Below are 14964 nucleotides of genomic sequence, written 5' to 3'. Positions count from 1 at the left end.
CGATGCAAAGAGTGTAACCGAAGCCGTCCATCTGCCCTGCCCTGTTCAAGCCTGGGCCAACGCCACGGCCCGGTCGAGATCCACCGAAACCAGTCGCGATACACCGGGCTCGCGCATGGTCACGCCCAGCATCTGATGGGCGACCTCCATGGTGACCTTGTTGTGGGTTACCACAAGGAACTGCACCTGTTCGGACATCTCGCGCACCATTTCGGAAAAACGTCCCACGTTGGCATCATCGAGCGGCGCGTCGACCTCGTCGAGCAGACAGAACGGCGCCGGATTGAGATTGAAGATCGAAAACACCAGCGCTACCGCCGTCAGCGCCTTCTCGCCGCCTGAGAGCATGTGAATGCGCGCAATGCGCTTGCCCGGCGGCCGCGCCAGAATGGCCACCCCGGCCGACAACCAGTCATCGCCGACCATTTCCAGATGCCCGTGCCCGCCGCCGAACAGGCGCGGGAACAGTGCTTCCATATTCTGGTTGACCTGCTCGAAAGTCTCGCGGAAACGCGTGCGCGTATCGCGGTCGATGCGATTGATCGCCTTTTCGAGCGTCTCCAGGGCCTCGATCAGGTCCTGGTGCTGACGGTCAAGATACTCCTTGCGCTCCGATTCGGCTTCGTACTCGTCGATGGCAGCCAGGTTGACCGGCTCGAGACGACGAATTCGGTGCTCCAGGCTTTCGAGCTCGTTCTGGTATTTCTCGGCTTCGGCGCCGCCAGGCAGCTCGCCGAGCAGCTGCTCCAGGTCGGCATCGAGTTCAGCGATGCGTCCGGCGAGCTGTTCCGCCTTGAGCTGGGTTTCCTTCAGCGCCAGCTGCCCGCTGGACTGATCAGAACGAATGCGCTCGACCTCGCCGGCAGCCTTTTGCCGGATCTCGTCCTGCTCGCGCCACTTCGCCTCCAGCGACTCCAGCGCCACCCGGGCCTCACGCAGACGCTCATCGATCTGCAGGCGTTGATCGAGCAGCTCGTCACGCTTTTTCTGCTGAGCGGCCACCGGCTCATCACCCTGGGCCAGCGCTTCGCTCAACTCCAGATAGCGTGACTGCAGCTGGCCGACCTGATTGTCCATGCGCTCGATCGACTGGCGCAGTGATTCCAGACCAGCGCGGCTGGATTCGGCCTTGATCGACAATGCCTCGCGCTTGCTGCGCGCATCGTTGAGACGCTGCCTGGCCTGCTGGCGGGCGGTGTCGAGCTCGCGCCGCTCGCGCTGCAGCGGCTCGCGCGCGGCTTCCGATGCCTGCATGCGCTTGAGTGCCGCTTCCATCTCGCCGCGCGCCTTGGCCACTGCCGCGCCGTCTTCAGTCTGTCTGGCCTTGAGCCTTTCGACTTCTGCCACCGCCTCGCGACGCTGACGCTCCAGATTTTCACGGCGGGATTCGAGGCTGCTGAGCTGCCCCTGCAGCCGCGCATGCTCGCGCTGCGCCGCTTCAAGGCCAGCGTTTTCCTGCGCCATCGCGGTTTCCAGCTGCTGGCGCTCTTCGCGGGTTCTGGCCAGCTGCGTCTCGATGTTTTCGATTCGATCGGAATCGGTCTCGATCCGTTCGCTCAGTTCGCGGATCTCCTGTTCGCGCTGCAAAAGACCCGATTCATCGGCGGCCCTGGCCGGCTGCCGCAGCCAGCCCGGACCCAACCAGATCCCCTCGGGCGTGATCACCGAGTGATGCTCATCGAGCGTATTCAGCCGCTCCCGCGCAGCGGCCAGATCCGGCGCGCAGTAAACTCGCGACAGCACGGCAGCGAGCGCACCGGCGCCGTCGACCTTGTCCGCCAGCGTGCCGGGCACAGGCGCGGTTTGCCTTTCGTCGGCCAGCCGCAGCCCGGCCGTTGGCAGGTCCTCGCCGAGTTGTCGGGTGACATCGTCGACCCGAACCGCCTGCAGCCAGTCTTCCAGCACCGCCTCGACGGCGGGGCTCCATTCGCGATCGGAAACCGCAAGCTGACGCAGAACGCGCGCTTCGCCATCCAGGCCACGTGCGTCGAGCCAGCGTTCGATCTCGTCGCCGTCATCATCGCCGCGGTTGAGCAGGCGCAAGGACTCGATGCGCGTCTGGCGCTCATGGCGCTGGGCGCGGGCGGCTTCCAGATCGTTGCGGAGCGTTTCGATTTTCTGGCGCAGCTCATTCAGCCGGCCGCGCTTGCCCTCCAGCTTTTTGCGCATCTCGGCCAGGTGCGACTCGCCGTCGCCAATCTGCTCCGACAGCGCCTCCTTTTCCGCTGACAGACGCTCCAGTGCCGCGTCGCCGCTTTGCTCGTCCAGCGCCTTGAGTCGCTCAGCGGCACGGTTCATGCGGTCATCGAGATGATCGATGCGCTGACGCAGCAGCTCCGCCTCGCTCGCGGCGCTGCCGGCACCTTCCTGATGGGCCTGCCAGCGCTGCTGCCATTCTTCCATTGCCGGGTCGATGCGCTCGACCTCGAGCTGAGCGGCGCTCTCTTCCTCGCGCGCGGTCTCCAGCTCCGGATTGAGGCGCGCCAGCAGTTCGGAGGTTTCCTTGACCTGTGCCTTGTCGAGCACGAGATGTTGTTTGAGCTCGTTGAGCTGGGATTCGGTTTCGCTGTACTCGGCCTGCTGGCGCTTGCGGATCTCGCGCTGGTGTTCGATGGCCTGCTCGATGCGGGCAATCTCGCCGCCGACCTCGTAGAGATCGCCCTGAACCCCGGCCACCGCTTCGCGCGCCTTGTGCTGGTCCTGTCGCAGGGTTTCCAGCTCCTTTTCAGCCGTGCGCTGCGTCGACAGGGTCGATTGCAGCCGGTTTTCCACTTCGCGCAGCGCCTTTTCCTCGCTTTCCGAGCGCGCGCTGAGCTCGCGCCAGCGCAGCGCCATCAGCCGTGCCTCGTCGTCGCGATAGCGCGCCTTGAGCTTTTTGTAGCGCTCGGCGGCGTTGGCCTGGCGCTTGAGCTTGTCGAGGTGCTTGCTGACCTCATCACGCAAGTCACTCAAACGATCGAGGTTTTCGCGCGTATGCCGAATGCGGTTCTCCGTTTCGCGGCGGCGTTCCTTGTAGCGGGAGATGCCGGCGGCCTCTTCGAGAAAGGCGCGCAGCTCTTCCGGACGCGCCTCGACGATCTGCGAGATCATCCCCTGCTCGATGATGGCGTAGCTGCGCGGCCCCAGGCCGGTACCGAGGAACAGGTTGGTGATGTCTTTCTTGCGGCACTTGGTGCCGTTGAGCCAGTAGCTGGACTGGCCGTCACGCGTGACCTGGCGCTTGACCGAGATTTCACTGTAGTCGGCGTATTCTCCGCCGGCGCGGCCATCGCTGTTGTCAAAAATCAGCTCGACCGTGGCAGTGGCCACCGGCTTGCGCGCGCTCGAGCCCGAAAAGATCACGTCGCTCATGGATTCGCCGCGCAGCTGACGCGCCGAGGCCTCGCCCATCACCCAGCGCACCGCGTCGATGATATTGGATTTGCCGCAACCGTTCGGTCCGACAATCCCCATCAGGTTGGAGGGAAACGTGATTGTGGTCGGCTCCACAAAAGACTTGAAGCCGGACAGTTTCATTGCGGTCAGTCGCATCGAGGAAGAGTGTTTTTAGTCAGTTGTTGTAATGTACGCGCTCGTGGCGCCAGAAGGCTGGCCAAAACGGCCGTCAAACCGGGCGGAAATCCAGAATGCACTCCCCGGCCCGCCGGCGGCGCAAGGATCCACCGACTGCGTCCGCACGCCCGAGACCCTAGTGTACCCCGGGAAAGGCCAGCCGGATTGTCAGGCTCGAAGCGCGCTCGGGAAGCCATGCTGTGCGCTCAATCCGGCCCCTTGTCATCGGCGGCTTCGAGCGGCAGCATCGGCTCGACTTCGGCCTGGTCGTGGATCGATTGGATCAACGCCTGACGCCGTTGCTGCAGCAGTGATCGGGCAATGCCCTCGCGCACCTGCTCGAACGCCGGCACCTCCAGATCACGCCGGCCTTTCACCCGCACCAGAAACCAGCCCTGGCTGTCCTTGAGCGGCTTGGCAACCACCTGATTGGCGCCTGTTTCAGCAAGCTGGGCGGCAAAATCCTCCGGCACCTGGCTTTGATCGATCCAGCCGGGCCGCTCCACCCGGCGTCCGGACGCTTCAGCCTCGCTCTTGAGCGCCGCATAATCAATATCGCCGCTTTCGATCCGCTCGATGGCCTGCAACGCCCGGGCCTGATCCGCGTAAGCGATGACTTCGACATCGTACTGCCGGTCGCCGGAGCGCTTCAGCTGCGCCTCGTAGGCCGCGCGCAGCTGCTCCTCATCCAGCGGTTCAGCGCGCTGGGCCTGATTGACATAGTGGCGAAACAGGGTCTGGCTCTCGGCCAGCCGCAGCTCCGCCTGTACTTCGGGGCTGTCGGCCAGACCCTCGCTGCGCGCGACATTGGCCACCGCCTGTACGCGAATCAGCTCGTCAAGCAGCTCGCGCATGCGTTCGTGTTCGCCGTCTTCGACGCCACGCGCCTCCATCGCTCGTTCGAGCATGTCCAGGGTCACGGGGCGACCGTCGACCTCGACCAGCACGACCTGATTGTCATCGACAGGCTCTGACTTTCCCTGCTGTTGCTCGCAGCCAGAAATCAGAAAAATCAATATAAAAATCAGTAGACTATGTCTCATTTTTAGACAGCGCTTCAATGTTGAGTGCGTGGATGTCGGTGGTCATGAGGTCACCGACGGCGGCATAGACGCGGCGGTGCCGCGCCAGGCGCGGCAGCCCCGCAAACACATCGCTGACCACGCGCACGCGAAAATGACCGCGACCGTCGCGGGCGCCGGGATGGCCGATGTGCAGATGCGACTCGTCGACGATATCGAGCTCATCGGGGGCCAGCCCGGCCTCGAGGCGCTCGCGAATCATGGCAACCCGGTCGGTCATGGCGCCACCTGCTTGAACGGATGAACCTCTGTCCCTTCCCAGGCTCCGCAGCTCAGGTAGGGATCTGAGTCGGCCCAGCCCTTCGCCGCGTCCAGGCTGTCGAACTCGGCAACGATCAGCGAACCGGCAAAGCCTGCCGGCCCCGGATCTTCAGCGTCGATTTTCGGCAGCGGCCCGGCCAGCACCAGCCGCCCTTCGTCCTGCAGCGCGTTGATTCGAGCCAGGTGCGCCGAGCGCGCCGCGCCGCGCCGCGACAGACTGTCGTCGGCATCGCGGCCCACAATCATGTAAAGCATTCAGGTCTCCTTTCAAACTGCAGACGGGCATTGTATCGGCCCACACCGGTTTTCGGCAGCCGCCTTGCATCACCCGCCGGGCGGCTCCCGACCACCCGGCGGGCACATAAACCGCTACACTTGCATCCCATGAATGCCACCCCGGACACCCGCGCCCGTCAGGAGGAGATGCCCTTTGCCATCGTGCAGGGCTCGCCGCTTTTGAGGCTGCCGGACGATCTCTACATTCCGCCCGATGCGCTCGAAGTGTTCCTGGAAGCCTTCGAGGGCCCGCTCGACCTGCTGCTGTACCTGATCCGCCGCCAGAACCTCGACATTCTCGATATCCCGATTGCCGAGGTCACTCGCCAGTACACCGGTTACATCGAGATGATGACCGAGATGCGCCTGGAACTGGCCGCTGAATATCTGGTGATGGCTGCCATCCTGGCCGAAATTAAATCGCGCATGCTGCTGCCGCGCCCCCAGGCCGAAGAGGATGAAGAAGAGGATCCGCGCGCCGAGCTGATTCGTCGCCTGCAGGAGTATGAACGCTTCAAGCAGGCCGCCGAGGATCTCGAAGAGCTGCCCCGACTGGAACGCGACGTGGCCGTGGCGGGCGCCGAAGTCGAGGATCAGGGCAAGGTCAAGCTGCCGCCGGAAGTGGACCTGCGCGAGGTGCTGCTGGCGCTCAAGGACGTCATGGCGCGCGCCGAGATGTTTGCCCACCATCAGATACAGGCCGAGCCGCTTTCCGTGCGCGAGCGCATGTCGCGCATCATCGATCTGGTCGCCGACAACCAATACGTTGAATTCGACCGCTGCTTCGATCTCGAAGAGGGGCGCATGGGCGCCGTGGTGACCTTTCTGGCCCTGCTGGAGCTGCTGCGCGAACACCTCATCGACCTGGTCCAGCAGAAGCTGTTCGACCCCATTTATCTGCGCGCACCATCCCGAACCCGGGCCTGAATCCGCAAGAGAACGCCGATGGATATCGACTACCTCAAACGCATCGTCGAAGGCGCCCTGCTGGCCGCCGGCAACCCGCTGAGTCTCAATCAGCTCAACAGCCTGTTTCCCGATGAAGAACAGCCCGGTCACGGCCCGCTGCGCGAAGCGCTGGCAGCGCTGGACGCCGACCTGGAGGGGCGCGCGGTCGAACTCAAGGAAGTCGGCAGCGGCTACCGCCTGCAGATTCGTACGCAACTGATGCCGATCATCTCGCAGCTGTGGGCCGAAAAGCCGCCGCGCTACTCGCGCGCTCTGCTCGAAACCCTGGCAATCATTGCCTACCGGCAGCCGATCACACGCGGCGAGATCGAGCAGATTCGCGGCGTGTCGGTCAGTTCGAACATTCTGCGTACACTGCAGGAGCGCGACTGGATTCGCGTGATCGGACACCGCGACGTGCCCGGCAGACCGGAGCTGATCGGCACCACCAGAGCCTTTCTGGACTATTTCAACCTCAAATCACTCGACGAGTTGCCAACACTCGCCGAAATCAAGGACATTGATAACCTCGAGCCCGAACTGGCGCTTGAAAGTCCGGAATCCGGGCCCGAGGAATTCAAGGCAGAGAATCAACGCCATGAGCAAAGCGAAAAGCGACAAACCGAAAAAGACGCGGCTGAAGAAGAGCAAATCGAAGCCGGGGAAGAAAGCGCCCCGCCGCAAGCAGGCGACGACGCAGCATCGATCCCGGACGACGTCAGAGACGACGTCGGGTCAGCGCAGGAAAGCCAAGACCGGCAGCAGACGCCGGCCAAAGAAGACCCACAAGTCGGACAAGGCGACAGCCACCCCGACCCAGACAGCTGATACGGCAGGCAGCGAACGGCTGCAGAAGATTCTCGCGCGCGTCGGACTGGGTTCGCGACGCCAGCTCGAGGCGCGTATCGAAGCCGGCGAAATCCAGGTCGACGGTCGCGTTGCCACGCTCGGAGAGACGGTCGGGGATGGCAATGTGATCGAGCTGGACGGCAAGCGCTGGCGCGTGAGCACCCGCCCGACCGAGCATCGCACCCTGATCTATCACAAGCCTGAAGGCCAGCTGACCACGCGCAGCGACCCGCAGGGCCGACGCACTGTCTTCGACCACCTGCCAAAACTCCGACAGGGACGCTGGATTGCCGTGGGCCGGCTCGATATCAATACCGCCGGCCTGCTGATCCTGACCACCGACGGCGAGCTCGCCAACCGCATGATGCACCCGGCCGGCCAGGTTGACCGCGAGTACCTGTGCCGCATTCGCGGAACCGTCGATGAAGAGCAGCTTCGCAAGCTGCGCGATGGCGTGACCCTTGACGACGGCCCGGCGCGCTTTACCGACATCGTGCCCGGCGAGATCACCGGCAGCCACAGCTGGTATACCGTTGCGCTGATGGAGGGCCGCAATCGCGAGGTGCGGCGCCTCTGGGAAGCGGTGGGCGCGCAGGTTGCGCGCCTCAAGCGCGTCCGCTTCGGTCCAGTTTTTCTGCCGGCGCGCGTCAAAAGCGGTCGCTATGAAGAACTTTCTTCCGGCGACCACCGCATTCTGCGTGAAGACGTCGGCCTGTCTTCGAAAGCCACCGAAATGACCGCCGAGCCCTTGCCGTGAATCACTGCTTGGTCACCGGCATCAGCGTCAGCTCGACGCGCCGGTTGGCCTGACGACCGCTCTCGGTATCGTTGCCGGCAATGGGGTAATCGGGGCCGTAACCGTAGGTGGCCAGGCGAACCGGCCGGATATTCCGGGCAATCATGTAGTCGCCAACGGCCTCTGCCCGACGCTGCGACAGCCCCATGTTGTAGCTGCGTGAACCGGTCGAATCGGTATGACCGTCGATGACCAGCACCGTGCGATCGTACTCTTCCAGCACCAGGGCAACCGAGTTGAGCACCTGGTAGAACTCCGAGCGCAAGGCGGCACTGTCAAAGTCAAACGTGACATTGCCGGGCATGTTGAGAATGATTTCGTCGCCGCGACGAGTCACGCTGACCCCGCTGCCGCGAAGCTGGCGGCGCAGTTCGGCCTCCTGGCGGTCCATGTAGCTGCCGATGGCCACGCCGCTGAGTGCGCCGACACCGGCGCCGATGGCGGCGCGCTGGAGCCGGTCACCGCCGCTGATGGCACCAAGAACGGCGCCCACCCCGGCACCAATGGCCGCCCCCTGAGTTCCGCGGGTGGCTCGCTCCTCACCGCTCCAGGGATCAGTCGTCGTGGCGCATCCGGCAACAAGAACGACAGCGGCCACGGCCAGAGCCAGGACGGATCGACGCATCGGAATCATGAATATTCTCCTCGGGTTTTTATGGATTTCAGGACTCGTGTCAACTTTCTAACGCATTCGCTTCAACGGCTGCTGAACAGTCAGTCATCTTCAAGCCAGCGGTAGAGGGTGCGGCGACCGACGCCCAACAGGGCAGCAGCGCGCCGCTTGTTGCCCGCCACACGCTCGAGCACATGGCGCACATAGCGGCGTCGCAGCGCTTCCATGGTGGGCAGCATCTGTTCCTGTGCAAGCAGCGTCTGCACGATATCACCCTGCTCTGTCTCGGCTGCACCCGCGCTGCGGCGTACGCGCTCGGGCAAGTGCTCAGGTCCGATCTCGCGGCCCTCGCAGAAGGTGACCGCGCGCTCCATGGCATTGCTCAGCTCGCGCACGTTGCCCGGCCAGGGGTAGTCACGAATGCACATCAGCGCCTCGTTGTCGATCGAGCGTGCCGGGCGCTCGCGCGCTGCGGCAAAGCGACCCACGAACTGCATGGCCAGCATCTCCAGGTCCTCGCCCCGGTCACGCAGCGGGGGAACCTCCAGCTCGAAGGCCTCGAGGCGATAGTAGAGATCCTCTCGAAACTCGCCGCTGCGCACCAGCTCGTGCAGATCCTGATTGGTGGCCGCCACCAGGCGCACATCAACCTGATGTTCGCGCTCGGCGCCCACCGGCCGCACCCGCCCGTCCTGCAGCGCGCGCAACATCTTGGCCTGCATCGACAGCGGCATCTCTCCGATTTCATCAAGAAACAGCGTGCCGCCATTGGCCTCCCGGAACAGACCGCTACGGGCGCGGTCAGCGCCGGAGAAGGCGCCCTCGGCGTGGCCGAAAAACTCCGACTCCATCAGCTCGGACGGAATGCCGGCGCAGTTGACCGCCAGAAAAGGCTTCTCGGCACGCGCGCTCTCGGCATGGATGGCACGGGCAACGAGATCCTTGCCGGTGCCCGACGGCCCGCTGACCAGAACCGGCCCGTCGGCTCGGGCAACCTGGCGCAGACGGTCAAACAGCACGCGCATCACGCGACTGGAGCCGAGCATGCCGTGAAAGGATGGTGTGTCGAGCAGGTCGCGAAAGCGCTGCACCTGTTCATGCAAGCGGCGATTGTCGATCAGTCGGCGCACGCTGAGCGTGAAATGATCCATGTCCAGCGGCTTGGTCAGAAAGTTTTCGGCACCGGCCTGCAGGGCCGCAACCGCTCGTTCGACCGTTCCGTAGGCGCTGATCATGAGTACGGCCGGCGGCGCGTGCCGACGGCGGAGTTTCTCGATCAGGGCCAGGCCATCCATGCCCGGCAGCTGCAGATCACTGACGACCAGATCCGGCTCGAACTCGCCGATGATCTCCAGCGCGTGCTCGGCGCTCGGCTGAGCATCGACGATGCAACCTTCGGCCTCGAGCTCTTCGACCAGAAGCTCGGTCAGCGTGCGGTCGTCTTCGACCACCAGAATACGCGCATTGTCACTCATGTCTGCCTCGCGGGAAGAATCAGCACCATGCGGCTGCCGCCCAGGGCGTCGCTTTCGCCAACGTCGATGCTGGCTCCATGCTCTTCAACCACGCCGAGCACGATTGCCAGCCCCAGGCCAGTGCCGCCCCGCCCCTGTCTGGCGGTCTGGAACGGCTCGAAAATTCGCTCCCGCTGGGCCGGCGGAACGCCGGGTCCATCATCTTCGATGGTGACCATGACGCGCTCGTCACCGTCGGCTTCCAGCCGCACCCGAACACGGGTGGCGGCCGCCTGCACGGCGTTGCGCACCAGGTTGAGGAGCGCATGTTCCAGCCTTGCGGCCCAGCCTTCGACCGTCACTCCGGCCGACTCGATCCGGTCTTCGAGCAGAATCCTGCGGCTCTCGCATTCCGGGCGGATACCGCCGAGCACGCGCTGCAGCAGTCGATACAGATCAACGCGTTCGGGCTCAGTGCGATCGCTGCGGGCAAATTCCATCAGCTGGGTAATCAACTCACGCGTGCGCGCTACCTGGCGACGCATCCGCTCCAGACGCCGACGCGCGTCACCGGAAAGCCCTTCCTCGCGCTGCAGGCGGCGGGTATCGCCGTCGATAACGGTCAGCGGCGACCCCAGCTCGTGCGCCACGCCGGAAGAAAACTGCCCCAGCCGGGCGAGGTTCTTCTGGGCCAGCATGCGCCGCTCCATGCGCCGACTCTGGCGACGTTGCTCGGCCAGCTGTGCGGCGAGACGGTCCAGCCCGTCGAGCATGCGATTGAAAGCGGCAGCCACGCGCGAAAGCTCAGTCGGGCCGTCCACGCTTGCGCGATGCCGGCGATCGCCCGACTCCACCCGGGCCATGGAATCGACCAGTCTTTCAACGTGCCGCCCGACCGCGAGCCGATAGCCGACCACGGCGATGACCAGCATCAGGCTCAACACACCCGCCCAGGCCAGCCAGATCTGATTGCGGATTCGCTCCAGGCGGCGCGTGATCTCGCTTTCCAGACGCACCACCTGCAGCAGGCCGTCGATTCTTCCCGTGCGCCCGGTCAGCGGCACGAAATAGGAATAAACGTCTTCGCCTCCCAGCTGCGCATACCGCCCCATTTCCTCGCCAATCTGAACAAGCTCGACGGCTTCGATCTGTTCCCGCGGGCCGGGCCGGGCTTCACCGGCGACCGCAATCCGGCGCCCGCCGGCGTCGTAGACATAAGCGCCATAAACGCGCCCGATCTCGAAGACGGCATCCAGAGTCTGCTCGATACTTTCCAGCTCGCCCTGGCGCAGCGCTCGCTCCACCGGTACGCGCATGGCCCGGGCGACCAGCTCGATCTCTTTCTCCAGCCGGCTTTCCATGGCGTTCTCTACCGACTCATAAGTCAGCCATACCACCAGAATGCTCAGCACCGCCAGCGGCACGATGACCAGCAGCAGCAGCTGCAAACGCAGGCTCCGGAATGGCTTCAATATGGACACATGCGCCATTATGACACATCAAACTGGCGCGCGCACAACCCGCCTGAACTGCAAGTCATTGATTTCATTGGCCCACATATTTGGCACGGCACATGCACATACGGTATTGCCAACACAAACATTGTCATATTCTAAGGAGTGAAATCATGAACATCGGCAATACCATCAAACTGTTCGTCGCCGCGCTCGCGCTGACGTTTGGCGTCACCACCATGGCCCAGCAGCAGCAAAGCCCGCCCGCCCAGCAACAGCAGCAGATCGATGTCAGCGATCAGGAGCTGGAGCAGTTTGCCGAGGCGCAATCAGAGATTGCCGGCATCCAGCAGGACTTCTCCTCGCGCCTGCAGGAAGTCGAGGATCCCGAGAAGGCGCGTGAGCTGCAGCGTCAGGCCAACGAGGAAATGACCAGCGCGGTCGAAGACGTCGGACTGGACGTCGAGTCCTTCAACCAGATCGCGATGGCCATTCAGAATTCGCCGGAGCTGCAGCAGAAGCTGACCGAAATGATCCAGCGCTGAGGCGCGCTGCGAATACGGCCCTGAAAAGGCCTGAACTGCGAAAGCCGGGGCGGTTACCGTCCCGGCTTTTTCAATCAGCCTGATCCGCGGAAAACGCGAGAGCAGCAGCGACACAAGCGCTGAAACCAGCCGGTTGCATGGCCTCGGTCAACCGCCGGTTGTCACCGCGTTCTACGCTCAATGGCGGTAAACAGGGCGACCCCGGCGGCCACGGAGACGTTCAGACTCTCCACCACTCCCGGCATGGGAATCTCGACCAGTTCGTCACAGTGCTCGCGCGTGAGCCGGCGCAGGCCGCTTTCCTCACCGCCGAGCACCAGCGCCAGAGCCGAATCAAGGCGGGCGGTGTACAGGCTCTGCCCCGTGTCGGCGGCCAGGCCGACACGCCAGACTCCATGATCGGCCAGCAGGCGCAAACTGCGCGCCAGGTTGGTCACGATGACCAGCTCGACGCGCTCGGCCGCGCCGGCTGCCGCACGGCGCGCCGCCGGCGTCAGCCCAACGGCGCGGTTGCGCGGAATGATGACCGCCGCGGCACCGGCCGCCGCGGCCGTACGCAGGCAGGCCCCCAGATTGCCTGCATCCTGCACGCCGTCGAGCACCAGAAACAGCGTCCGCTCATCCACTCCTTCAAGCAGCTCCTGCAGGCGCTGGTCGTCGCCGGGCTGACGCGCCTGGAACTCCGCGATCACTCCCTGGTGGCGAACCTTGCCGGCCATGCGATCGAGCGCGCGCTCATCGCTGTGCTCGACCGCCACACCAAATGCCTGAAGCGTTGCTTCCAGCTGTTCCAGCCGTTGCCCGCCGGGCTTGATCCAGGCGCGAACGATGCGCTCGGGTGCGTGCTCTGCAAGCCCCTCGACCGCATTGATACCCATGGCCAGCTCACGCTTCATGTCCGTTTCCCGTCACTCGTCTTGTTCGAGCAGACGAAAATCGATCTTGCGCTCTTCAAGGCTCACGGCGGTAACCTCCACGCGCACGCGATCTGCCAGGCGATAGCGCACGCCGCGCCGCTTGCCGACCAGGCTGGAGCTGACCGGATCGAAATTGTAGTAGTCGTTGGCCAGCGCGGTCACGTGGACCAGGCCGCTGACCGCCATGCCGTCGATTTCGACAAACAGTCCGAAACTGGTCACACCGGTGACGATACCGTCGAATGTCTCGCCGACGTGGCGCTGCATGAACTGACACTTGAGCCGTTCCTCGACATCACGCGATGCCTCCTCGGCGCGGCGCTCCAGCCACGAGCAGTGTCGCCCCAGCTCTTCCATGCGCCCGCCATCATAGTGAAAGTCACCGCCGGTGCTGCGGCACAGGTGCTTGATGGCGCGGTGCAGCAGCAGGTCCGGATAGCGCCGGATGGGGGCGGTGAAATGCGCGTAGCTGTCCAGAGCCAGCCCGAAATGGCCCTTGTTTTCGGGCTGATAGACAGCCAGGCTCAGGCTTCTGAGCAGCTGGGCATTGATCAGCGGCGCATCGGGCCGGTCGGCCGCCTGACGCTGAATGGCCGCAAACTGCTGCGGGTCGGGCTGTTCCGACCAGCGCACCTGAAAACCGGACACCCGCAGAAACTCCTCGAGCGATTCGAGCTTCTCCGACGGCGGCGGTTCGTGCACCCGATAAAGCAGGGGCAGCCTGCTCTTGCCGACGAATTTGGCCGCCTCGACGTTGGCGGCGATCATGAACTCCTCGATCAGCCGGTGCGCATCGTGACGCTGTTGCAGCCGGATGTTGGCCACCCTTCCCTCGGTATCGAACTCGAAAAAGGCCTGCTGCGAGTCGAAGTCGAGCGCGCCGCGGCGCTGGCGGCGGCGAAAAAGCAGGCGGTAGACGTCGTAGAGCGCATCAAGGGTGTCGTGGACATGGTCAAAACGCTCGATCAGGCCCGGATCGCCGGCTTCCTTGATTCGCCGCACCTGATCGTAGGTCAGCCGCGCCCGTGAGCGCATGACCGCTTCGTGAAAGCGGCTCGAGGTGACCTTGCCTTTGGCATCGATGCGCATTTCGCAGACCAGACAGAGCCGATCGACATCGGGGTTGAGCGAACACAGGCCGTTGGAAAGCGCTTCGGGCAGCATCGGAATGACGCGGTCGGGAAAGTACACCGAAGTGCCGCGAGCACCAGCCTCGTCGTCCAGGGAGCCGCCGGGCTGCACATACTCAGCGACGTCGGAGATGGCCACCAGCAGGCGGAAACCCTCACCGCGGCGCTCGGCGAAGATGGCATCGTCAAGGTCGCGGGCATCGGCGCCGTCGATGGTCAGCAGCGGCAGTTCGCGCAGGTCGAGACGCCCGGAAATCGACTCCGGGTCGACGTCTTCGCCAAACGCCGCCGCTTCGGCCAGCGTTTCCTCGGCAAAGCCCAGCGGCAGCTGATAGCTGTGGATGGCAATGTCGGTGGCAATCCCGGGCTCGTCGGCGTGGCCGAGCACGGCGATGATCTCGCCCACGGCGCCGCGCGTCTTCGTTGGCGGCTTGTCGATGCGCACTACCACCACCTGCCCCGGGCTTGCCTTGCCCACCCGCTCGGCGGGCACCAGAATGTCCTGGGTCAGGCGCGGATCGTCGGGCACGACCACGGCCACGCCGGATTCGATCAGGAGCCGGCCGGCCACCTGGGTGTGGGCGCGTTCGAGCACGCGGGTGACCGCGCCTTCCTTGCGGCCGCGGCGATCAACACCGACGACCGCAGCCATGACCCGGTCGCCGTTGAACACCTGGCGCATCTCCTTGGGCGCCAGGTAAAGATCATCGCCGCCGGCATCGGGAACGACGAAGCCGAAACCGTCGGGATGGGCGCTGATGCGCCCGGGAATCATGTCCACCTGCGACGGCAGGCCGTAGGCGGCTCGACGATTCTTGAACAGCGCACCGGATGCAACCATCTCCATCAGCACCGGTCTGAGCAGTTCGTCGGACTGCGGCTTGTCAAGCCCGAACTGGTGTGACAGCTGACGGCGGGTGACCGGTCGCCCGGCCTGTTCGAGCGCGTCACGGATGCGCTCACGCGAAATTTGCGAAGATTGGGAATTCATGGCGCATCATTGTACCTGCCCGCCGGCCTGCCCAATACATTTGACCCAAACCCCGGAGGCGGCATAATTGACCGCTGCGTCCGTTCGAGCGACTTC

13 protein-coding genes are annotated in these 14964 nt (G+C 64.3%); 4 read left to right on the top strand and 9 right to left on the bottom strand.

Annotation, left to right across the window (positions count from 1 at the left end):
• Positions 1 to 45: 45 nt before the first annotated feature.
• From smc to ACEWQ0_RS06530, 4 genes are all read right to left on the bottom strand, one after another.
• Positions 46 to 3531, bottom strand: a complete 3486-nt coding sequence (gene smc / locus ACEWQ0_RS06545; RefSeq protein ID WP_476484881.1) for a chromosome segregation protein SMC — start codon at positions 3529 to 3531, stop codon at positions 46 to 48.
• Between the two features lie 227 nt (positions 3532 to 3758).
• On the bottom strand, positions 3759 to 4568 hold the full coding sequence (locus ACEWQ0_RS06540; RefSeq protein WP_476484880.1) for a peptidylprolyl isomerase: 810 nt from the start codon (positions 4566 to 4568) through the stop codon (positions 3759 to 3761).
• Positions 4569 to 4584: 16 nt separating this feature from the next.
• Positions 4585 to 4854, bottom strand: coding sequence for a BolA family protein (locus ACEWQ0_RS06535; RefSeq protein ID WP_476483110.1), 270 nt, complete (start codon positions 4852 to 4854; stop codon positions 4585 to 4587).
• Positions 4851 to 5150, bottom strand: a complete 300-nt coding sequence (locus ACEWQ0_RS06530) for a YciI family protein (protein ID WP_476483109.1) — start codon at positions 5148 to 5150, stop codon at positions 4851 to 4853. The genes ACEWQ0_RS06535 and ACEWQ0_RS06530 overlap by 4 nt, the downstream gene beginning before the upstream one ends.
• A 129-nt stretch (positions 5151 to 5279) precedes the next feature.
• Here ACEWQ0_RS06530 and ACEWQ0_RS06525 point away from each other — a divergent pair, with 129 nt between their 5' ends.
• From ACEWQ0_RS06525 to ACEWQ0_RS06515, 3 genes are read left to right on the top strand one after another with little or no spacing between them, the layout of a single operon-like run.
• A complete protein-coding gene (locus tag ACEWQ0_RS06525; protein WP_476483108.1) occupies positions 5280 to 6098 on the top strand; it encodes a segregation and condensation protein A in 819 nt (272 codons plus the stop codon).
• Between the two features lie 18 nt (positions 6099 to 6116).
• A complete protein-coding gene (gene scpB / locus ACEWQ0_RS06520) occupies positions 6117 to 6947 on the top strand; it encodes an SMC-Scp complex subunit ScpB (protein ID WP_476484879.1) in 831 nt (276 codons plus the stop codon).
• 19 nt (positions 6948 to 6966) lie between these two features.
• On the top strand, positions 6967 to 7725 hold the full coding sequence (locus ACEWQ0_RS06515; protein ID WP_476483190.1) for a pseudouridine synthase: 759 nt from the start codon (positions 6967 to 6969) through the stop codon (positions 7723 to 7725).
• A 1-nt stretch (position 7726) separates the two neighbouring features.
• Here the strand turns inward: ACEWQ0_RS06515 and ACEWQ0_RS06510 are convergent, their stop codons facing one another.
• The 3 genes from ACEWQ0_RS06510 to ACEWQ0_RS06500 form a co-directional block, all read right to left on the bottom strand.
• Positions 7727 to 8389, bottom strand: coding sequence for a YiaD family glycine zipper/OmpA-like lipoprotein (locus ACEWQ0_RS06510; RefSeq protein WP_476484942.1), 663 nt, complete (start codon positions 8387 to 8389; stop codon positions 7727 to 7729).
• An 89-nt stretch (positions 8390 to 8478) separates the two neighbouring features.
• Complete coding sequence (locus ACEWQ0_RS06505) at positions 8479 to 9852, bottom strand: sigma-54-dependent transcriptional regulator (protein ID WP_476484878.1); 1374 nt, start codon at positions 9850 to 9852, stop codon at positions 8479 to 8481.
• Entirely contained in the window at positions 9849 to 11279 is a 1431-nt protein-coding gene (locus ACEWQ0_RS06500; RefSeq protein ID WP_476483105.1) for an ATP-binding protein, read from the bottom strand. The genes ACEWQ0_RS06505 and ACEWQ0_RS06500 overlap by 4 nt, the downstream gene beginning before the upstream one ends.
• A 179-nt stretch (positions 11280 to 11458) precedes the next feature.
• Between ACEWQ0_RS06500 and ACEWQ0_RS06495 the strand changes: the two genes are divergently transcribed.
• Positions 11459 to 11830 carry a DUF4168 domain-containing protein gene (locus ACEWQ0_RS06495; RefSeq protein WP_476483104.1) on the top strand — a complete coding sequence of 124 codons (372 nt, stop codon included), beginning with the start codon at positions 11459 to 11461 and terminating at the stop codon, positions 11828 to 11830.
• 161 nt (positions 11831 to 11991) lie between these two features.
• On the opposite strand, the gene rlmB is transcribed toward ACEWQ0_RS06495, so the two are convergent.
• Positions 11992 to 12726, bottom strand: coding sequence for a 23S rRNA (guanosine(2251)-2'-O)-methyltransferase RlmB (gene rlmB / locus ACEWQ0_RS06490; protein WP_476484877.1), 735 nt, complete (start codon positions 12724 to 12726; stop codon positions 11992 to 11994).
• A gap of 12 nt (positions 12727 to 12738) precedes the next feature.
• Positions 12739 to 14868, bottom strand: coding sequence for a ribonuclease R (rnr, locus tag ACEWQ0_RS06485; protein WP_476484876.1), 2130 nt, complete (start codon positions 14866 to 14868; stop codon positions 12739 to 12741).
• Positions 14869 to 14964: the final 96 nt, after the last annotated feature.

Source organism: Wenzhouxiangella sp. YN9, from assembly GCF_056324165.1.
Note: the sequence above shows the minus strand (reverse complement) of the source record. Positions and strands in the feature narration are given on the sequence as shown.